Annotated in this window: 21 protein-coding genes; 15 read left to right on the top strand and 6 right to left on the bottom strand. The window is 64.9% G+C overall.

Annotated elements, in window-relative coordinates; genetic code table 11:
- The first annotated feature begins 28 nt into the window (after positions 1-28).
- The 4 genes from thrS to EYE42_RS06610 all read left to right on the top strand — a co-directional run bounded on the left by thrS (position 29) and on the right by EYE42_RS06610 (position 4,377).
- A complete protein-coding gene (thrS, locus tag EYE42_RS06625) occupies positions 29-1,975 on the top strand; it encodes a threonine--tRNA ligase (protein ID WP_130990540.1) in 1,947 nt (648 codons plus the stop codon).
- Between the two features lie 208 nt (positions 1,976-2,183).
- Positions 2,184-2,390, top strand: a complete 207-nt coding sequence (locus tag EYE42_RS06620) for a cold-shock protein (protein ID WP_089388183.1) — start codon at positions 2,184-2,186, stop codon at positions 2,388-2,390.
- Positions 2,391-2,475: 85 nt separating this feature from the next.
- On the top strand, positions 2,476-3,102 hold the full coding sequence (locus EYE42_RS06615) for a DsbA family oxidoreductase (RefSeq protein ID WP_130990539.1): 627 nt from the start codon (positions 2,476-2,478) through the stop codon (positions 3,100-3,102).
- A gap of 54 nt (positions 3,103-3,156) precedes the next feature.
- On the top strand, positions 3,157-4,377 hold the full coding sequence (locus tag EYE42_RS06610) for a multidrug effflux MFS transporter (protein WP_246020613.1): 1,221 nt from the start codon (positions 3,157-3,159) through the stop codon (positions 4,375-4,377).
- Here the strand turns inward: EYE42_RS06610 and EYE42_RS06605 are convergent.
- From EYE42_RS06605 to EYE42_RS06590, 4 genes are all read right to left on the bottom strand, one after another.
- The gene (locus EYE42_RS06605; protein ID WP_246020612.1) at positions 4,336-4,938 is read right to left on the bottom strand and encodes an AAA family ATPase; all 603 of its coding nucleotides are present in this window, start codon (positions 4,936-4,938) and stop codon (positions 4,336-4,338) included. The genes EYE42_RS06610 and EYE42_RS06605 overlap by 42 nt on opposite strands.
- 77 nt (positions 4,939-5,015) lie before the next feature.
- The gene (locus EYE42_RS06600) at positions 5,016-5,789 is read right to left on the bottom strand and encodes an ATP-binding cassette domain-containing protein (protein ID WP_211657906.1); all 774 of its coding nucleotides are present in this window, start codon (positions 5,787-5,789) and stop codon (positions 5,016-5,018) included.
- Entirely contained in the window at positions 5,786-6,841 is a 1,056-nt protein-coding gene (locus tag EYE42_RS06595) for an ABC transporter permease (protein ID WP_211657905.1), read from the bottom strand. Before EYE42_RS06595 ends, EYE42_RS06600 begins: the two co-directional genes overlap by 4 nt.
- Before the next feature lie 55 nt (positions 6,842-6,896).
- Positions 6,897-7,922 carry a sugar ABC transporter substrate-binding protein gene (locus EYE42_RS06590; protein WP_130990535.1) on the bottom strand — a complete coding sequence of 342 codons (1,026 nt, stop codon included), beginning with the start codon at positions 7,920-7,922 and terminating at the stop codon, positions 6,897-6,899.
- Positions 7,923-8,042: 120 nt separating this feature from the next.
- On the opposite strand from EYE42_RS06590, the gene EYE42_RS06585 reads away from it, so the two are divergent.
- The 7 genes from EYE42_RS06585 to EYE42_RS06555 all read left to right on the top strand — a co-directional run bounded on the left by EYE42_RS06585 (position 8,043) and on the right by EYE42_RS06555 (position 15,752).
- On the top strand, positions 8,043-9,149 hold the full coding sequence (locus tag EYE42_RS06585) for an ROK family transcriptional regulator (RefSeq protein ID WP_130990534.1): 1,107 nt from the start codon (positions 8,043-8,045) through the stop codon (positions 9,147-9,149).
- A 125-nt stretch (positions 9,150-9,274) separates the two neighbouring features.
- Positions 9,275-9,895, top strand: coding sequence for a 30S ribosomal protein S4 (rpsD, locus tag EYE42_RS06580; RefSeq protein ID WP_130990533.1), 621 nt, complete (start codon positions 9,275-9,277; stop codon positions 9,893-9,895).
- A gap of 129 nt (positions 9,896-10,024) precedes the next feature.
- Complete coding sequence (gene hisC / locus EYE42_RS06575; protein WP_130990532.1) at positions 10,025-11,113, top strand: histidinol-phosphate transaminase; 1,089 nt, start codon at positions 10,025-10,027, stop codon at positions 11,111-11,113.
- Positions 11,110-12,069, top strand: coding sequence for a prephenate/arogenate dehydrogenase family protein (locus EYE42_RS06570; protein ID WP_130990531.1), 960 nt, complete (start codon positions 11,110-11,112; stop codon positions 12,067-12,069). The genes hisC and EYE42_RS06570 overlap by 4 nt, the downstream gene beginning before the upstream one ends.
- 29 nt (positions 12,070-12,098) lie before the next feature.
- Positions 12,099-12,653 (top strand): gamma-glutamylcyclotransferase, encoded by a 555-nt coding sequence (locus EYE42_RS06565; RefSeq protein WP_130990530.1) that lies wholly within the window; start codon positions 12,099-12,101, stop codon positions 12,651-12,653.
- A 170-nt stretch (positions 12,654-12,823) separates the two neighbouring features.
- Positions 12,824-14,089, top strand: a complete 1,266-nt coding sequence (locus EYE42_RS06560) for a biopolymer transporter ExbB (RefSeq protein WP_130990769.1) — start codon at positions 12,824-12,826, stop codon at positions 14,087-14,089.
- A 4-nt stretch (positions 14,090-14,093) separates the two neighbouring features.
- On the top strand, positions 14,094-15,752 hold the full coding sequence (locus EYE42_RS06555; RefSeq protein WP_130990529.1) for a peptidoglycan -binding protein: 1,659 nt from the start codon (positions 14,094-14,096) through the stop codon (positions 15,750-15,752).
- A 3-nt stretch (positions 15,753-15,755) separates the two neighbouring features.
- On the opposite strand, the gene EYE42_RS06550 is transcribed toward EYE42_RS06555, so the two are convergent.
- Complete coding sequence (locus EYE42_RS06550) at positions 15,756-16,775, bottom strand: YihY/virulence factor BrkB family protein (RefSeq protein ID WP_130990528.1); 1,020 nt, start codon at positions 16,773-16,775, stop codon at positions 15,756-15,758.
- Between the two features lie 16 nt (positions 16,776-16,791).
- The gene (locus EYE42_RS06545; RefSeq protein ID WP_130990527.1) at positions 16,792-17,499 is read right to left on the bottom strand and encodes a hypothetical protein; all 708 of its coding nucleotides are present in this window, start codon (positions 17,497-17,499) and stop codon (positions 16,792-16,794) included.
- Between the two features lie 145 nt (positions 17,500-17,644).
- Here EYE42_RS06545 and purB point away from each other — a divergent pair, with 145 nt between their 5' ends.
- From purB to EYE42_RS06530, 4 genes are all read left to right on the top strand, one after another.
- Positions 17,645-18,958: an adenylosuccinate lyase gene (gene purB / locus EYE42_RS06540; protein WP_130990526.1), complete on the top strand. Its 1,314-nt coding sequence runs from the start codon at positions 17,645-17,647 to the stop codon at positions 18,956-18,958.
- Positions 18,959-19,031: 73 nt separating this feature from the next.
- Positions 19,032-20,039: a flagellar motor switch protein FliG gene (locus EYE42_RS06535; protein ID WP_130990525.1), complete on the top strand. Its 1,008-nt coding sequence runs from the start codon at positions 19,032-19,034 to the stop codon at positions 20,037-20,039.
- A 68-nt stretch (positions 20,040-20,107) separates the two neighbouring features.
- Complete coding sequence (locus EYE42_RS15965) at positions 20,108-20,251, top strand: hypothetical protein (protein ID WP_165455728.1); 144 nt, start codon at positions 20,108-20,110, stop codon at positions 20,249-20,251.
- Between the two features lie 86 nt (positions 20,252-20,337).
- On the top strand, positions 20,338-20,518 hold a 181-nt coding region (locus EYE42_RS06530; RefSeq protein ID WP_246020611.1), incomplete at its 3' end, for a glyceraldehyde 3-phosphate dehydrogenase NAD-binding domain-containing protein.

Genomic DNA, 20,518 nt, shown 5'->3' with positions numbered 1-20,518 from the left:
GGCGCCAGACCGACGAGGAATACGGACCATGTCCCAGATTTCCCTGACCTTTCCCGATGGAACTGCGCGCGACTATCCCATCGGTGTCACCGCCGCCGAGGTCGCCGAAAGCATTGCGCCCAGCCTGGCCAAGCGCGCCATCTCGGCCAGTCTGGACGGACGCCATATCGACCTCGCCTGGCCCATCACGGCGTCCGGGACGATCAGCATCCATACGATCAAGGACGCCGTCCCCGCGCTGGACCTGATCCGTCACGATTTCGCCCATGTCATGGCACGCGCCGTGCAGGAAATCTGGCCAGAGGTGAAGGTCACCATCGGTCCGGTGCGCGATCAGGGCTGGTTCTACGACTTTGACCGCACCGAACCCTTTACCCCCGAGGACTTGGGCCGGATCGAGGCGAAGATGAAGGAGATCATCGCCGCCCGCGACTCGGTCCGCACCGAGGTCTGGGACCGCGACCGCGCCATTGCCCATTACAAGGCGGCGAACGAGCCGTTCAAGCTGGAACTGATCGACCGCATCCCCGAGGGCGAGGACTTGCGGATGTACTGGCACGGCGACTGGCAGGATCTGTGCCGCGGCCCGCATTTGCAGAACACGGGCCAGTTGCCCGCCGACGCCTTCAAGCTGACCCATATCGCCGGAGCCTACTGGCTGGGCGATGCCACGCGCCCGATGCTGCAACGCATCTATGGCGTGGCCTTTCGCAATCGCGACGACCTGAAGGCCCACCTGACCATGCTGGAGGAGGCCGCCAAGCGCGACCACCGCAAGCTGGGCCGCGAGATGGACCTGTTCCACATGCAGGAGGAGGCGCCGGGCCAGATCTTCTGGCACCCGAACGGCTGGAACATCTACACGACCTTGCAGGACTACATGCGCCGCAGACAGCGCGCCGACGGCTATGTCGAGGTGAACACGCCCCAAGTCGTGAGCCGCAAGCTGTGGGAAGCGTCGGGCCACTGGGAAAACTATCAGGACAACATGTTCATCGTCGAGGTGGACGAGGATCATGCCCGGCAAAAGACCGTCAACGCCCTCAAGCCGATGAACTGCCCCTGCCATGTGCAGATCTTCAATCACGGCCTGAAATCCTATCGCGATCTGCCGCTGCGCATGGCCGAATTCGGATCCTGCAACCGCTATGAACCCTCGGGCGCGCTGCACGGCATCATGCGGGTCCGCGGCTTCACCCAGGACGATGCCCACATCTTCTGCACAGAGGATCAGATCGAACCCGAAACCAGGAAATTCATCGAGTTTCTGGCCGCGATCTATGCCGACCTGGGCTTTACCGACTGGCGCATCAAGCTGTCCACCCGCCCCGAAAAACGCATCGGATCGGACGAAAGCTGGGATCGGGCCGAGGCCGCCCTGGGCAATGCCTGCAAGGCCGCCGGTCACGATTACGAACTGTTCCCCGGCGAAGGCGCCTTTTATGGACCGAAGCTGGAGTTCGTGCTGCGCGACGCCATCGGTCGCGACTGGCAATGCGGCACCCTTCAGGTCGATCCCAACCTGCCCGAACGGCTGGATGCCGAATATGTCGGCGCGGACGGGGGCAAGCACCGCCCGATCATGCTGCACCGCGCGGTGTTGGGATCGTTCGAACGCTTTATCGGCATCCTGATCGAAAACAACGCGGGCAAGCTGCCCTTCTGGCTGGCGCCCCGGCAGGTGGTGGTGGCCTCGATCGTCTCCGATGCCGACGCCTATGTCGCCGACGTGGTCGACACCCTGCGCGCGGCTGGCATCCGGGCCGAGGCCGACATTCGCAACGAAAAGATCAACTACAAGGTGCGCGAACATTCGGTCGCCAAGGTGCCGGCAATCCTTGCCATCGGCATGAAAGAAGTAGAGGATCGCACCGTATCGCTTCGCCGTCTGGATCAGCAGGGATCGCGCCCGCTGCCCCTTGTCGAAGCCATCGCCATGCTGAAAGACGAAGCCACGCCGCCCGACCTGCGCTAAGGGTCCAGTCTGTCTGGCAGGCTTGTCGCGTGCAGATTGCTGTCTGCGCGCGTTTCCGTCTTGCCTTTTTTAACGATTCGTCCATCCTCGCATCTGCGTGAGCGAAGCCTTTCTACCGCCTCCCGTTCTGGGCAGCCGGAAGTTCGAAAGCGGGCTGCACGGCCTGGCGCAATCCTGCGTCGGGATGGACTTGAAGGAGAGAACGGTTATGGCGACCGGAACGGTGAAATGGTTCAACGCCACCAAGGGCTATGGTTTCATCGCCCCCGACGACGGCGGCAAGGACATCTTTGTCCATATCTCGGCCGTAGAGCGTGCCGGGCTGACGGGCCTCAAGGACAACCAGAAGATCGCATACGAACTGCAATCGGGCCGTGACGGCCGGGCCTCGGCCAGCGATCTGAAACTGCTCTGATCCAACTTTCCCGTTGCCCCCAACGGCCCGCTCGCGGGCCGTTTTTCATTGCCGGCCATGCCTGCCCCAATCGGAAAGGGTCTTCATGATTTCTCTGGATATTTTTGCCGATCCGGTCTGCCCCTGGTGCCTGATCGGCAAGGTCGAACTGGACCGCGCCTTGGAAAGCAGGCCCGCGCATCCCTTTCGCATCGCTTGGCATCCGTTTCGTTTGAACGCGGACATGCCGCCCGAAGGCATGGACCGGATCGAGTTCCTGCACATGAAACTGGGCGACAGGGCCGAGCAGGCATCGCGTGCCGTAGCCCAGCGGGCCGCAATGCTGGGGCTGGTCCTGAAGCCGTCACCCCGCGAACCCGACACGACCGATGCGCACCGGCTGATGCATTGGGCCGGGCTGGAAGGGGCGCAGACGCGCGTCATGTCCGGTCTGCTGCGCGCCCACTGGCAGGAAGCTCGCGACATCGGCGACCGGACCGAACTGGTGGGGATCGCAAGGGCCGCAGGCATGGATGCCGCTCTGACGGGCCGCCTGCTTAACAGCAATGCCGACCGGGCCGAGGTTCAAGCCCGCGAGATCCATGCCCGGAAGCGCGGCATCACCTCGGTGCCGACCTTCATCGTGGCTGACCGGCATGTCGTCGCCGGCGCACAGCCGGCCAGCCTGTGGCAGCAGGTCATCGACGAACTGCTCAATCACCCGGATGCGTGACTTGCACATCGTGCAAATTACTGATACGAGGCTCCTCTGATCCAGAGGCCCCCCATGTCCGTAACCACCCCTGAACCCGACGCGCTTCCTCGCCGTCTGGCCTTGCCCGAATTCGTGGCGATGTTGGCGTTTCTGTTCGCCACCATCGCTTTTTCCATCGACGCGATGCTGCCTGCCCTGCCCGACATCGCGGCGGAATTGACGCCGGACAACGTGAACCGTGCGCAACTGATCCTGACCGTGTTCATGGCGGGCATGGGCATCGGGACGCTGTTCGCCGGCCCCATTTCGGACGCCATCGGGCGCAAACCGGCCATCTATCTGGGAACGGCGATCTATGTGGCCGGCAGCATTGCAGCCGTGTTTTCGCAATCCATCGAATTCCTGCTGGTCGCACGGTTCATTCAGGGGCTCGGCGCCTCGGGACCGCGGATCATCGGCATGGCGCTGATCCGCGACCTGTATGCAGGCCGCGACATGGCGCGGATTTCCAGCTTCGTGATGATGGTCTTCATCACGGTCCCGGCGCTTGCTCCCTTCATCGGCGCGGTCATCATCCGGTTTTCAGAATGGCAGGGCGTTTTCCTGGCCTTTGTCGTGTTCGGCCTGGTGGGCGCGCTGTGGATGGGTCTGCGCCAATCCGAAACCCTGGCGCCTGCGAACCGCCGCCCCCTGCGCCTCGGCCCGCTGACCGCCGCCGCGCGCGAGGTTCTGTCGGACCGTCAGGTCATGCTGTGCACCCTGATCCTGACACTGGGTTTCGGGCAGATGTTCGCGCTTCTATCCTCGGCCCAGCAGCTTTTCGCGGAAACCTATGGCAAGGGCGACAGTTTCCCGGCCTGGTTCGCGGCGATGGCGCTTTTGTCGGGAACGGGCACCTTGCTGAACGCAACCTTCGTGATGCGCTTCGGGATGCGGCGGATTGCGAAATGGGCCTATGTCATGCAGACCTTTGTATCGGCGGCAATGCTGGTCCTGATCCTGTCGGATGCCCTGCCCGACGGCCTGCGGTTCCCGGCCTTCTTCTTCTGGGCGGTCAGCGTCTTCTTCATGGCGGGCGTGACGTTCGGCAATCTCAATGCGCTGGCCTTGCAGGGCATGGGACATATCGCGGGCATGGCGGCATCCATCATCGCGGCCCTGTCGACCCTTGCCGCCACGCTGATCGCGGCCCCGGTCGGGCTGCTTTACGACGGCACCGCCGTTCCAGCCATCGCCGCCACCCTGATCTGCTCAGCCCTGGCCTGGCGGCTGATGGGCTGGATACACGATTGACAGGTCTGCCCCACTCGACCGCCGGGTGACAAGGCGCGCGTTGGCAAGGTCATTTTCCAGATGCGCTGCAATCTGCTGCGCGTTTTTGCCATATCCCTGCCAGCGCGCGGCGAGCCGGCGTTCCAGTTCCGCCTCGGGCACATCAAGCCAGATCCGCAGGTCGTATCGCGCCTGCTTCCACGGAGAGGAGTCCAAAAGCAGATAGTTGCCCTCGATCAAGACGACCCGATGATCGGGTGCCACCACCCCAGCCCCGGCCACGGCGATTTCCCGGCTGCGGTCGAAGATCGGAAAGATCACCTCGGACCGGGGCACGGCCAGCCGTTCAACCAGGGCCGCAAACCCTTGGGCATCAAAGGTTTCGACCGCACCCTTGCGTGCGCGCAAGCCGCGTGCCTCCAGCACCCGGTCGTCCAGGTGGAACCCGTCCATCGGCACCAGAACGGCATCGTCCAGCCGCTGGACCAGGGCTTCGGCCAATGTCGACTTTCCCGATCCCGGGGCCCCCGCTACCGCAACCAGAACCCGCGCACCCTCCAGCGCGCGAATGCGGTCCAGCACCTTCTGTCCTTCTCTGTTGTCCCAATACCCTGGGGGGAGTCCGCAGGACGGGGGGCAAAGCCCCCCTGCCACCCCTTTCATGCAGCGATTCCTTCGGGCAGGCGCGCGCCGGTCATGTAGGCCACAGCATCCGACATGGTGTGTTCCCTGGGATCGATCACGCACAGCCGCCGACCCAGGCGATGGATGTGGATGCGGTCGGCCACCTCGAACACATGGGGCATGTTATGGCTGATCAGAACGATGGGAATGCCGCGCGACCGGACGTCCAGGATCAGATCCAGCACCCGGCGGCTTTCCTTGACGCCCAGGGCGGCGGTCGGTTCGTCCAGGATGATGACCCTGCTGCCAAAGGCGGCGGCGCGGGCGACGGCGACGCCCTGGCGCTGGCCGCCGGACAGGGTTTCGACGGGCTGGCCGATGTTCTGAATGGTCATCAGCCCCAGTTCCGAAAGCTTCTTTCGGGCAAAGGCATCCATGGCGGGCTTGTCCAGCATCCCGAACCACTTGCCCAGAACCCCGGGGCGCCGGATCTCTCTGCCCATGAACATGTTGTCCGAGATCGACAACGCTGGCGACAGGGCCAGCGTCTGATAGACCGTCTCGATCCCCATCTGCCGGGCCTCAAGCGGGCTGGCAAAGCTGACCGGCTGGCCATCAAGGCGGATTTCTCCCTCATCGGGCTGAACGGCGCCCGAGATCGCCTTGATCAGGCTGGACTTGCCGGCACCGTTGTCGCCGATCACGGCCAGGATCTCGCCAGGATACAGGTCGAAATCGGCATGATCCATGGCAGTCACGCGGCCATAGCGCTTGACCAGATTGCGGGCTGAAAGAAGCGGCTGGCTCATGACGAGATTTTCCTGATCCATTGGTCGATGGCGACGGCGACGATGATCAGCCAGCCGGTCGCGAAAAGCTGCCACAGCACGTCCACGCCCGCCAGGCGCAGTCCGGAATTGAAGACGCCGACGATCAGCGCCCCGATCAGCGGTCCCAGGATCGACCCGCGCCCGCCAAACAGCGAGATGCCGCCGATCACCACCGCGGTGATGGATTCCAGGTTGGCCTCGAAGAAGGAGGTCGGGCTGACCGATCCCACGCGCCCGATGGACGACCAGGCCGCAAGGCCGCAGATCACCCCGGCCACGACATAGACCGACATCAGCACGCGGTTCGTCTGGATGCCGGCCAGGGCTGCGGATTCGGGATCGTCCCCAACCGCATAGACACGCCGCCCCCACGCGGTCTGGTACAGCGCATACCACAGCACCGCAAAGACGATCACCATCAGCACGACGCCATAGGTCAGAACGGCGCCACCAAGGGAAAACCGTTCCCCGAAGAACTTGAGCAGCGGGGCCTCGGCGTCCAATGTCTGGCTGCGGATCGTCTCGCGGTTCGACAGATAGTAATTCAATGCAAGGAAGATATTCCACGTCCCCAGCGTAGTGATGAAGGGCGGCAGCTTCAGCCGCGTCACCAACGCGCCGTTCAGCGCCCCGGTCGCCGCCCCCACCCCCAGTCCGATCAGGATGGCGATAGGCACCGGAATGCCGAAATCGATCGACAGCTTGCCCATGATGACGGACACCATCACCATGACCGCGCCCACCGACAGGTCGATGCCCGCCGTCAGGACCACCAGCGACTGCGCGGCGGCAAGGGTGCCGACCACGGCCACCTGTTGCAGGATCAGCGACAGGTTGAAGGCCGAAAAGAAATTGGGCGCGATCAGCCCGAAGGCGATCACCGACAGCACCAGCACGATCACCGGAACCATCGTCGGATAGCGGTGCAGGAAATGCTGCACCCGCTCCAGGGGTCTGCGAGTGTGGCGATCAAAACTGGCAACCGCTTCTGCGGGGTTGCGCTCGACCACGGGGTCGGGAGTGTCGGACATCATGCTCTCCGAAGAAAAGGGGCGGCGCGCCGGAACCGCCGCCCGCAGGATAGGATCAGCCCCAGCACTGGGACAGACCGTCCTCCACGCTGATCGAATCAACGCCCTCGACCGGCTGATCCGTGACAAGGTTCACCCCGGTATTGGTGAAATCCAGCCCCTCGCTGGACTGGGGCCGGGTGCCGTCCTTGGCAAAGGCGGCAATCGCCTCGATCCCCATCGAGGCCATCTTCAGCGGATATTGCTGCGCAGTCGCGCCGATCACGCCCGCCTTGACGTTTTCCACGCCCGGACAGCCGCCGTCGATCGACACGATGGTGACATTTTCTTCCATGCCGAACGATTTCAGCGCCTCATAGGCGCCAGCGGCCGCAGGCTCGTTGATGGTATAGACCAGGTTGATGCCGGGGTCTTTCTGCATCAGGGCCTCCATGGCCTGACGCCCGCCCTCCTCGTTGCCCGAGGTGGCCTCGTGGCCGACGATGCGTGCATCGTCCTCGTCGCCGATGGTGTTCACGTCCTTGACGTCGATGCCGAAGCCTTCAAGAAAACCCTGGTTGCGCAGCACATCGACCGACGGCGCGCTGGGGGACAGGTCCAGCATGGCGATCCGCGCATTCGCGGCCTCGTCCCCCATCCTGCCGGCGGCCCAGGCACCGATCAGGCGACCGGCCTCGCGGTTGTCGGTGGCAAAGGTCGCGTCGGCCGCGTCGATGGGGTCCAGCGGGGTGTCCAACGCGATCACCAGAATGCCCGCATCGCGCGCCTGCTGCACGGACTGCACGATGGCCTTTGTATCGGACGGGGTGATCAGGATGCCCTTGACGCCCGCCGCGATGCAGCTTTCCATGGCTTGCTGCTGGGTTTCATGGTCGCCGTCGATCTTGCCGGCATAGCTCATCAGCTCGATGCCCAGCTCTTGGGCCTTGGCGGTGGCGCCTTCCTTCATCTTCACGAAGAACGGGTTGATGTCGGTCTTGGTGATGATGCAGGCCTTGACGGGTTCCTGCGCGGCGGCGAACCCCGCCGACAGCGCAACAGCAGAAGCGGCCAGAGACAGCCGCGCAAACGCATTGATCATGATGATACTTCCTCCGAATGGCGGCAACCTCCTCCGCCTTGCCCCTTCACAAAACATGAACGATTCCCTCTTGTCAATAATTCAATTAAACTGACTAATGAGAGCGGGAGGGCCGTTTCGATGCTGTATCAAGCGAAAGGCTGGCTGGACCTCAGCCAGAACGAACGCCAGATCCTGTCCTTGATCCGGCGGCGCGGCCCCCTGCCCCGTGCCGCCTTGGCACAAGCGACGGGCGTCTCTCCGCAGGCCATCACCAACCTCAGCAGAAATCTGATAAACAAGGGATTTATAGCCGAAGAACAGGTTGTGCGCGGCAAGGTGGGACAGCCTTCGACGCCCTTGGCCCTGGCGCCGAACGGGGCCATGTTCCTGGGCCTGAAGATCGGGCGCAGGTTGGTCGAACTGGCCTTGGTGGACTTTACCGGACAGATAAAACTCCACCGGCAGGAGATATACAGCCATCCCACCCCGGATCGGGTGCTGACCTTTGCCCGGCAGGGGATTGCGACCATCCTGGAAACCACACCCCAGTCCGACCGAATCGCCGGGCTGGGTATCGCCATTCCCTTTCGCCTCTGGGACTGGGGGGCCGAGATGACGGCATGGCACGACATGGATCTGGCATCCGGACTGGCCGGCGCCATGCCCTTTCCGGTATTTCTGGAAAACGACGCCAGCACCGCCTGCGCCGCCGAACTGATTTTCGGCCGATCAACGCTGCCACGCGATTTCGTGCATATCTACATCGCGCATTTCGCCGGCGGCGGCGTGGTTCTGGACGGGCGGCTGCGGATCGGACCACGCCGGAATGCAGGGGCGATTGGGTCGATGCCCATCCCTGGGGGGCGGCAACTTCTGGACTGCGCCTCGGTCTCGGTTCTGGAATCGCGGCTGGGCCGGTCGCTGCCGCCCGACGATTCGGGATGGGACGTCCCCATAGAGGTCGAGCGGGCCTGGATCGGCGAAGCGGCCGACGCCATGGCCTTGGCGGCAGTGTCGGCAGTGGCGCTTCTGGATGTTCCCTCGGTGGTCATTGACGGTGCGATCCCCCCCGCCGTGCGGGGCAGGCTGGCGGACGCCACCCGCACTGCCATGATGAACCTGCCCGCCGCGGGCATCGACCGGCCCGATATCGTTCCCGGCAGCCTGGGCCGGAGCGCGCGCATCCTGGGCGCCGCCGCCCTGCCGCTTGCACATTTCTTTGAACCGGGCGGCGCCCTGGCTTGACAGCGGCGCGCACGCGTCTATAAGCGCGCACTTCATTGGTGTTGGCGGCCTCCGCAAGGGGATGCCTGTCGGGTCATCGGACCAAAGGACAACGCCCTTTTGAAACACGCAAAAGGAGATCAGCCGTGAGCAAGCGCACGTCTGCCAAGTACAAGATCGACCGCCGCATGGGCGAAAACATTTGGGGCCGCGCCAAATCCCCGGTCAACCGCCGCGAATACGGCCCCGGCCAGCACGGCCAGCGGCGCAAGAACAAGCTGTCGGACTTTGGCACCCAGTTGCGGGCCAAGCAGAAGCTGAAAGGTTATTACGGCGATCTGACCGAAAAGCAGTTCCGCCGCATCTATGCCGAGGCCGAGCGCGTCAAGGGCGACACGGGCGAGAACCTGGTCGGCCTGCTGGAGCGCCGCCTGGATGCCGTCGTCTATCGCGCGAAATTCGTGCCGACGATCTTTGCAGCCCGCCAGTTCGTGAACCACGGCCATGTCGAGGTGAACGGCCAGCGCGTCAACATCGCCTCCTACCGGGTCAAGGAAGGCGACGTGATTGCCATTCGCGAACGCTCGCGCCAACTGGCCATCGTGCTGGAGGCCGTGGGCCTGGCCGAACGCGACGTGCCGGATTACCTGGAAGTCGACCACAACAAGATGACCGCGACCTTTGTGCGCCAGCCGGCCCTGGGCGATGTTCCCTATGCCGTGGTGATGGAACCGAACCTGGTCGTCGAATACTACGCCAAGAACTGACCTTTCCTGTCATGGCCTTCCGAAAGCCGCATCCTTCGGGGTGCGGCTTTTTCTTAGCCGGGACTTGTGCCGCAGCACTTCCGCGCCATGCCGGGATGCACTAGACGGGGCGCGACAAGGATCAGGAACATGACGCAGATCATCCCCAAACCCGGCATCATGGATATCGCGCTTTACGTCAGCGGCGAAAGCAGGCTGCCGGGGCGCAGCGATGTGCTGAAGCTGTCGTCCAACGAAAATCCCCTGGGATGCAGCGACAAGGCCCGCGCGGCATTTGTGGCGGCTGCGGCCGATCTGCACCGCTATCCCTCCACCGACCACGCCGCCCTGCGCCATGCGATCGGAGAGATCCACGGCCTCGACCCCGATCGGATCATCTGCGGCGTCGGATCGGACGAGGTGCTGCAATTCGTGACCCACGCCTTTGCCGGCCTGGGCGACGAGGTCATCACCACCCAGCATGGCTTTTCCATGTATCCGATCCTGGCCCGCATGGTCGGCGCCGTTCCGGTCACCGTCCCCGAAACCGAACGCCGCATCGACGTGGGCGCGATCCTGGCTGCCGTGACGGACCGGACACGGATCGTTTTCATCGCCAACCCGGCCAATCCGACCGGCACGATGCTGACCCAGGACGAGGTGCAGGGGCTGGTTGACGGCCTGCCCGCCCATGTGCTGCTGGTCCATGACGGCGCCTATACCGAATTCGCGGCGGGCGCGGACGGCGGCGCAGGATTGGTGGATCGGCATCCCAACGTCATCATGACCCGCACATTCTCGAAGATCCATGGTCTTGGCGGGCTGCGGATCGGCTGGGGCTATGCGGCGCGCGACATCATCGACGTGCTGAACCGCATCCGCCAGCCGTTCAACCTGTCGAATGCGCAGATGGCCGCGGCCGAGGCCGCGATCCGCGATACCGCCTTTCGCGACCATTGCGCGGACCTGAACGCCCGGATGCGGGATCGCCTGCGACAGTCCCTGATCCAGATGGGCATCGGCTGCGACGAAAGTTTCGCCAACTTCGTGCTGGTCCGCTTTGCCGGCCCGGCCGAGGCCGAGGCGGCAGACGCCGCCCTGCGCGCCGACGGCATCCTGGTCCGCCGCGTCGCGGGATACGGCCTGCCTGCCGCCCTGCGCATCACCCTGGGCGATGAGACCGGCGTGACCCGCGTCCTCGACTGCCTTGGTCGTTTCATGCAGGGGCGGCGGACATGACCGTCATCTATGACCGCGTGGCGTTGATCGGCCTGGGGTTGATCGCCGGGTCCATGGCTCATGCCATCCGCGAGGGCCGCCTTGCGCGCGAGATCACCGGCCATGCCCGCAGCGCCGAGACGCGCGACATCGCCCGCGAGATCGGCCTGTGCGACCGCATATTCGACACCGCCGCCGAGGCTGTGGCGGATGCCGATCTGGTGGTGCTGGCCGTGCCCGTGGGCGCCATGGGCGCCGTGGCGGCCGAGATCGCCCCGCATCTGAAGCCGGGCGCGACCGTCACCGATGTGGGTTCGGTCAAACAGTCGGTCATCGACGCGGTTTGCCCGCATATCCCTGCGGGCGTTCATTTCATCCCCGGCCATCCGCTGGCCGGAACCGAACATTCCGGCCCGCGGTCCGGTTTTGCCAGCCTGTTCCGCAACCGCTGGTGGCTGCTGACGCCCCTGCCCGCCAGCGACCCGGATGCCGTCGCACGCCTGTCCGATCTGGTCCGGGCCATGGGCGCCAAGACCGACAGCATGGAGGCTGCCCATCACGACCTGGTCCTGGCCGTGACCAGCCATGCCCCCCACCTGATCGCCTATACGATGGTGGGCGTGGCCGATCACCTGCGCCGTGTCACGGACGAGGAGGTGATCCAGTATTCCGCTGCGGGCTTTCGAGATTTCACCCGGATCGCGGCCAGCGACCCGACTATGTGGCGCGACGTGTTCCTGCACAACAAGGAGGCGACGCTCGACATCCTGGGCCGCTTCACCGAGGAACTGTTCGTCCTGCAACGCGCTATCCGCATGGGCGACGGCCAGCAGTTGCACGATTACTTCACCCGCACCCGGGCCATCCGCCGTGGCATCATCGAGGCGGGCCAGGATACCGCCGCGCCCGATTTCGGCCGTGTGGCTTCATCCGGCAACCCGGCCCCGGCCCTTCCGTCCGGGTCCGGCCACGGCTAGTCTGTCAGGCATGAACGGATGCCGGAACGATGCGTCGGATTGACTGGGTCTTTGGATATGGCTCCCTGATCTGGGATCCCGGCTTTACGCCGGTCGAAGCCCGGCGGGCTTGGGTCACGGGCTATGCGCGCAGCTTCTGCATGCGCTCGACCCGGTATCGGGGCACCGTATCCCTGCCGGGGCTGGTGCTGGGCCTTGATGAACAGGCGGGCGCAGAATGCAGCGGTCTGGCCCTGCGCGTCGCCGAGACGGACCATGACGAGGTGATCGCCTATCTGCGCGCCCGCGAGCTGGTGACCGAAGCCTATCGCGAGGCGATTCTGCCCTTGCGGCTGGACGACGGACGCCGGGTCGAGGCGCTGACCTATGTGATGCGGCGCGATCATGTCCAGTATGCGGGCGGGCTGGACCTGGACGAGCAAGCGCGCATCATCGCCCGGGCGCAGGGGCGTCGCGGGGCCAATGCCGATTATCTGTTCAATACCGCCGCGCATCTGACCCGGATCGGGCTTGCCGATGCCGATCTTGATCGCCTCACCGAGCGGGTGCGGCGGTTGCTGGGGCGCAACGATCCCCCGACCTGACCCCATTGGATCGCTTGGCAAGCGGTGGGGGCCGCCCTACACTTGCCCATCATGGCCCCAGGCAACGGGAATGCAGTCCTTTGAGCGATACGACAAGCCAGCCGTCTGATCCGTCTGCCTCTCCGCGCCGCATCGGGCCTTCTGACCGCCGAATATCCGCCACCCGCACGATGGGGCCGGTCGCCCCGCGCTTTTCCCAGCCGGTGCGCCAGATCGTGATGATGGTGACGCTGCTGGTCCTGGTGCTGGCGGGCGGATGGATCGCCTATGGACGCATCCTGCCGATCTTTCAGGCAAACCTGTGGCTGAACGGGCTGATCCTTGGCGTTTTCGCCCTGGGGGTGCTGGCCTGTTTCTGGCAAGTGGGCCAGTTGATCCGGTCGGTCAGTTGGATCGAGCGTTTCGCCGCCCGCCGCCGCAATGCCGCCGAAAAGGGCATTGCCCCGCGCGGCAGCCTGGACAGCGGTGACCAGCCGCCGCGGCTGCTGGCACCGCTGGCCGCCCTGCTGGGCACGCGGGGGTCCGCAGGGGGCGTCATCTCGACCACGGCGGCCGCCTCGATCCTCGATTCGGTAGCAGCGCGCATCGACGAACTGCGCGAGATCACCCGGTATATCACCAACCTGCTGATCTTTCTCGGGCTGCTGGGCACGTTTTACGGACTGGCGACAACCATCCCGGCGGTGGTGGAAACCATCCGCGGCCTTGCCCCCCAGCCCGGCGACAACGGGATCGCGGTGTTCGACAAGCTGATGGCGGGACTGGAATCCCAGCTTGGCGGCATGGCGACGGCCTTTTCCTCCTCGCTTTTGGGATTGGCCGGATCGCTGGTGGTGGGGCTTCTGGAACTGTTCGCGACCCACGGCCAGAACCGCTTTTACCGCGAGCTCGAGGAATGGATGTCAGGCTTTACCCGTGTCAGCCTTGCCGGGGCCGAGGGTGATGGCCTGGACCAGGCCGCGCTGGCGGGTTTCCTGGACCAGATGGCCGGACAGATGGACCGGCTTGCGCAGATGCAGGTGGAACGCGACCTGCTGCGCGACGAGTCCGCCGGCATGGCCGACGAGCGGGTGGTCGTGATGGCGCAGGCGGTCGAGTCGCTGGCGCTGGCGACCGAGGCCGGGCGGGAACAGTCGGCGACCCGCATCGCCCAGTTGACCGACGCCCTGTCACGGCTGGCGGAAGGGCAGGAGCGGCTGGTTGACCTGATCCGCGCCCAGTCCGAACGTCCGGGGGCATCCCCGCCCGACCTTTCGGGGATCGAGGCCGCGCTCAATCGTCTTTCGGTCGACTTGACCGAAGGCCGGGACGAGATGGTGGCCGAATTGCGATCCGACATTCTGGTTCTGACCCGTGCGGTACGGGCGGCGCGCTTCAATGACCCGTTCCGTGACGATCTTTTGCGCGATCCGCTGATGTCGCGCGGCAAGGGCTGACGCCATGACCCTGCGCCGCGCCACCATGGGCAACCGCTTTTCCACGAACATCTGGCCGGGATTCGTGGATGCCCTGGCGACGCTGCTGATGGTTCTGGTCTTTGTTCTGACCATTTTCACCGTGATGCAGTCCGTGCTGCGCGAACAGCTTACCGACAAGGATGATACCATTGCCGAACAGGACCGCACCCTGTCCGCGCAAGAGGAACGTCTGGGCCAACTGGGCCGTCAGGTCGCGGCCTTGGGCCAGGCCCTGACCGCGTCCGAGGATCGCGAAGTCTCTTTGCAAACGCGCCTGGCGGATGCCGAATCCGAAGCGCGAGACCGTGCGGCCCGGGTGACGCGTCTGACCGCGCAACTGGAAACCACCCAGAGCGAACTGGCCCAAGCCCGCAGCCGCCTGACCGATTTCGAGGCCGAGGTCGCAGCCCTGATGGCCGCGCGCGCCGCCGAGCAGGCCCAGTCCCAGGCCCGGACGGATCAGGCGCAGGCCGAACTGGCCGAGGCGCAGAACCGCGCAAGCGCGGCCGAACTGGCCGTTGCCGCCGCGCGCCGCGAAATCGACGCGCAGGCCGAGCAGGCCCGTCTTGCCGCCGCCCGCCGCGACGCGCTCGAGGCCCTGGTCGCCGATCTGCGGCAGGACAATCAGGCGGCCGAAGCGCGGACCGGCGAACTGCAGGCGCAACTGACCGAATCCGAGGCTGCCCGGCTGACCGATGCCGAAGCCGCGCGGGTCTTGCGCGAACGGCTGGAACAGGCCGATACCGAACTGACCGCCATGACCCTCGCGCTCGAGGAAAGCCGCAGGCGGGCCGAGGAAACTCTGACTTTGCTGGCCGCCGCCGAAACCGCCCGCGACGGGGCCCTGGCTCGGGCCGACCAGGCCCTGTCCGAAGTGGAACGCCAGGCAGCCGTTCTGGCCACGGCGGAACAGGCCCTGGCTGACGAACAGCGCCTGTCAGACGAGGGGCAGCGGCGGGTTGCGCTGCTCAATGAACAGGTGGCCTCGTTGACTGCCCAACTGGGGTCGTTGCAGGCGCTGCTGGACACCGCAGGCGAGGACCAGCGGCAGGCCGAATTGCGGGTGGCCGATCTGGGCCAGCAACTGAACGCCGCCCTTCTGCGGGTGGCCGAAGAACGCGACCGTCGCCTGACCCTGGAAGAAGAGGCCCGGCTGCGCGCCGAGGAGGAGGCGCGCGACCTGGCACGCTATCGGTCTGAGTTCTTCGGGCGGATGTCCGAGATCCTGTCAGGACGCGAAGGCGTGCAGATCGTCGGGGATCGCTTCGTGTTTCAATCCGAGGTGCTGTTTCCCCCCGGATCGGCCACGCTGTCGCCCGAGGGATACGGCCAGATCGAGCGCGTGGCAAACCTGCTGTCAGAGGTGTCGGACGACATTCCGCCCGAGATCGACTGGATCATCCGGGTGGACGGGCATACGGACAGCACACCCTTGTCCGGGTCGGGCCGGTATCGCAACAACTGGGAACTCAGCCAAGGACGGGCACTGGCGGTGGTTCAGTACATGATCGACAGATTGGGTTTTCCCGCCAACCGCTTGGCCGCGGCGGGCTTTGCCGATACCCGCCCGGTGGTCATGGACCCGTCCGCCGAAGCCATGGCGGCCAATCGGCGGATCGAGCTGAAGCTGACCGAGCGCTGAGGGTTATTTCTTGTCGGTTTTGCGATTGTCGGGCAGGCCCGCCAGCCTTTTCATGTGCCCTTCCAGCTCCGAATTCAGCTCCGCCCCGACCAGAACCACGGTGGATGCGAACCACAGCCAGGTCATCAGGGCGATCACCGCGCCCAGCGATCCATAGGTTTCGTTGTAGTCGGCGAAATTCGCGGCATACCAACTGAACAGGATTGAGGTGATGACCAGGCCGATGGCGGCGACGACCGCGCCAGGCGATACCCATCGCCAGCGCGAATCGGGCGCCGCAGGACCCCAGCGGTACAGGGCCGCCAAGGCCAGGATCAGCATCCCGAACATGATCGGCCAGCGGATCAGCGACACCCACATCGTCGTGGTTCCCGCCAGGGGCAGCATTTCCAGCAGGATGGGAATGACCGCGATGATGCCCAGCATCAGCACGATCATGACCAGCCCCCCCAGGGTGAAGGCCGCCGATACCAGGTTCAGGCGGATGAAGCCGCGCGTCTCGGTCTGGAAAAAGGCGACGTTCAGGGCCGACAGCAACGCCTTCATGCCGCCGTTGGCCGAATAGAAGGCAATCAGCAGACCCGCGATACCCGCCAGCGACAGGGCCGTTTCGGGCGATGAGGTGATGGATTCGACCTGCCCCCTGATGATGTCCAGCGCGCCCGCGGGCAGAAAGCTTTGCAGCAGATCGAGGTGCTCTGAAATCGTGCCCGGATCGGCGACCAGACCATAGATGGATACCAGCGCGGTCAGGGCCGGAAAGAGCGACAGCAGCCCAAAAAAGGTGATGCCCCCCGCGACCGACGTCACCCGGTCCAGGCCGATCTGTTCATAAACCGCCTTGATTACGGTGATCCAGTCGTCACGGGTCAGGTCGCGCAGGCCGATGTCAGGCCCGGCCCTGCGGCGCAGGGGCCGATCCTCGGGTGCCGGTCCGTCAGCTTTCAGACCGAAACGATGGCGGGTCCGGTCATCCAGGTCGCCGAACAGGGCATCGAGGACTCCGGGCGGGCTGCTGCTCATGCTCTGGTCCTCTTCTTTACATCCGGCGCGTGCGGTCGTGATCGTCCGGGCTGGCCTGGGAACGCCTTGGCGCCTCGCCCCTCAGCGCGGCACGCAACTGGTCGGCGGTATCGGCGAATTCGGACACGACCTCGGTCGCCTGCCGGGCGACGCCGCGGAATCCGTCCATGGCGACCGATACGGATTTCGCCACTCCTTCCAGGCTTTCCGACAGCTTGGTCGATGTCTGGATCAGATCCTCGACGAAATTGCCCTTCTGGCGGGATGGCCGGGTCGGCTGGCGGTTCTGCGAGGCCTGGGCACGCAGCCGGGCAAATTCCTGGCGATCCTCCCGGTCCTGGGCACGGACGCGCTGACGCATCGCGTCACGCTCGTTCTCGTCCATCTCTCGGAAACGGGGGGCCATGGACTTGCGGTCGTGGCGGCCGGACGGAGAATCTCCGGAAATCGCCTCGGCCAGCTTGCGGATGGCAAAGATCGCGGCGGCGGTTCCGCCCGCCACGCCCACCGCGACGCCGCCCCAGACGGCGATCTTGGTGCTCAGGGCCGGCGTCGGATAGGCCGAGCGTCCGTCAGGCGATACGCGCCCCGACGGGACCGCGCGCCTGGACTGGATGCCTTTGGGCTTTTGATGGCCGCCCGGCACGGGGCGGGGGCCAAAGCGGGTTTCACTGGTGCGGTCGGCCTCGGTCAGGCCAAGGTCACTATCATGGGTCGGATACATGTCTTCACTCCGGCGTTTCGGATCGGTCTGATCCTCAACCGTCCGCACCCCCTGAATGTTCCCGCCCGGACCTTTGCCCGGAATCGAAATCTTGCCGCCGCCCAAGCGTGCCGCTATGCCCGCCCCAACCGGAAAGGAGCCCGCCATGATCCCCCGCTATGCCCGCCCCGAGATGACCGCCCTGTGGTCGCCGGAAACCAGGTTCCGCATCTGGTTCGAGATCGAGGCCCATGCCTGCGACGCCCAGGCCGACCTTGGCGTGATCCCGCGCAAGAATGCCGAGGCCGTCTGGCGGGCCAAAGACGTCGAATTCGACGTGGCCCGCATCGACGAGATCGAGGCCGTGACCAAGCACGACGTGATCGCCTTTCTGACCCATCTGGCCGAACATGTGGGGGCCGAGGACGCGCGCTTTGTCCATCAGGGCATGACCAGCAGCGATGTTCTGGACACGACACTGAACGTGCAGCTTGTTCGCGCCGCCGACATCCTGCTGGCCGACATCGATCGCGTGCTGGCCGCACTCAAGCGCCGCGCCTATGAACACAAGGACACGATCCGCATCGGCCGCAGCCATGGCATCCATGCCGAGCCGACCACCATGGGCCTTACCTTCGCCCGCTTCTACGCGGAAATGGACCGCAACCGGAACCGTCTGGAAAAGGCCCGCTGGGAAGTCGCGACCGGCGCGATTTCCGGGGCTGTCGGCACCTTCGCCAATATCGACCCGGCCGTCGAGGAACATGTCTGCGCCAAGCTGGGCCTGCGGCCGGAACCGATCAGCACCCAGGTCATCCCCCGCGACCGGCACGCGATGTTCTTCGCGACCCTGGGCGTCATCGCCAGTTCCATCGAGAACATCGCCATCGAGATTCGGCACATGCAGCGGACCGAAGTGCTGGAGGCCGAGGAGTTCTTTTCGCCCGGCCAGAAGGGCTCGTCCGCCATGCCCCACAAGCGCAACCCGGTCCTGGCCGAGAACCTGACCGGGCTTGCCCGCCTTGTCCGCATGGCCGTGATCCCCGCCATGGAAAACGTGGCCCTGTGGCATGAACGCGACATCAGCCATTCATCGGTCGAACGGGGCATCGCGCCCGATGCGACGATCACGCTGGATTTTGCGCTGAACCGCTTGGCGGGCGTCATCGACAAGCTGGTCGTCTATCCCGACAACATGCTGAAGAACATGAACAGGTTCCGGGGTTTGATAATGTCGCAGCGGGTTCTTCTGGCGCTGACGCAGGCCGGCGTCTCACGCGAGGATGCCTATCGGCTGGTGCAGCGCAACGCCATGAAGGTCTGGGAACAGGGCGCCGACTTCAAGGAGGAACTGCTGGCCGATCCCGAGGTGACGGCAGCCCTGTCGCCGGCCCAGATCGAGGATAAGTTCGACCTTGGCTATCATACCAGACACGTGGACACGATCTTTCGCCGCGTCTTCGAGAATGCGGAAAAATAGGGGCGCATAAACCCGACGTTAGACAATTCCTGCCAGATTGCGCCCGTGACGGACGACCGATAGGGCCAAGACGATGTATACGGGACTGAGCCAAAGGCAAAAGGCGGCGGTGATCGTGCGCCTTCTTCTGGACGACGGCGAGGTATCCAGCCTGTCGCGGCTGGACAGCGAAAGCCAGACCCTTCTGGCCGAGGCAATGGCAGGCATGGGGGTGATCGACCGCCAGACGCGGGACGCCATCATCACCGAATTCTGCGACCGGCTGGAATCGGTGGGCGTGACCTTTCCCGGCGATCTGGACGGCACGCTTGCCATTCTGGGTGGGCAACTGTCTGCGGACAGCACCGACCGGCTTCTCCGTCGCGCCGTGATCGAGGGGCGGGGGGGCGATCCCTGGCAACGCATTGCGGTCCTGCCGGCCCACGCCATCATGTCGCTGGCCGGTTCCGAGGCGGTGGAAATAGTCGCGCTGATGCTGTCCAAGCTGCCGGTCGAACGCGCGTCCGAGATATTCACGACCCTGCCCCGCGAACGGGCGCGGGCCGTGGCCCAGGCCATGTCGATGACCGCAGACGTGACCCCCGAATCACTGCACCGCATGGGATTGATCCTTCTCCAGGCGGCCATAGCCCTGCCCAAACAGGCGATGTCCACCCCCGCGACGGACCGGATGGGGGCGATCCTGAACTTTGCCACCGCCGACCTGCGCAATGATGTGCTGGACAACCTTGGCCGGCATGATGCCGAGTTCGCGGACAGGGTGCGCAAGGCGATCTTCATCTTTTCCCATATCCCGGCCCGGGTGCTGCCTCGCGACATCCCGCGGATCATGCGCGAAGTCGACCAGCCCGTGCTGATCCGCGCCCTCGCCGCCACGGGCGAAGACGACGCCGCCGCGGCGGAATTCATCCTGGCCAACCTGTCGCAGCGCCTGGCCGATATCCTGCGTGAGGAGCGTGACGACCTGGGCCGGCTGCGCGCTTCCGACATCGACGAGGCCAAGAACGAAGTCATTGGGACCATCCGCCGATTGGAGGAATCGGGCGACATCACGCTGGCCCTTCCGCAGGATGAGGACTAGGCTGCTAGCACAAGGTCTGCGTGCGAGGGCCACTTGCGCGGGGGCGGGGTCCGATGGATAACTCCGTCATGACCAATACGATCGCGATCGCCATCCTGGTGATGATCGGCGTCCTGTTCGTCGCCGACCAACTGTTGTTCCAATGGGCGCTGCCCCTGAACGCGGCGCGCCTGATCGACGGGCTGATCGAATATCTCAGCTTCTGGCGCTAACACGGACAGGCGCCGGCCTGCAGCATTTGCATCAGCCGAAACAGCACGATACACGAGACCAGCATCATCTGGTCGGAGAATGAACCATGTCTGTGAAGGTTGCGATCAACGGTTTTGGGCGGATTGGGCGGAATGTTCTGCGGGCAATCATCGAATCGGGGCGCACCGATATCGAGGTTGTCGCCATCAACGATCTGGGGCCGGTCGAGACCAATGCGCATCTTCTGCGCTATGACAGCGTGCATGGCCGCTTTCCGGCGCCGGTCG

The sequence above is a fragment of the Paracoccus subflavus genome (assembly GCF_004310345.1).
Classification (GTDB): domain Bacteria; phylum Pseudomonadota; class Alphaproteobacteria; order Rhodobacterales; family Rhodobacteraceae; genus Paracoccus; species Paracoccus subflavus.
Note: the sequence above shows the minus strand (reverse complement) of the source record. Positions and strands in the feature narration are given on the sequence as shown.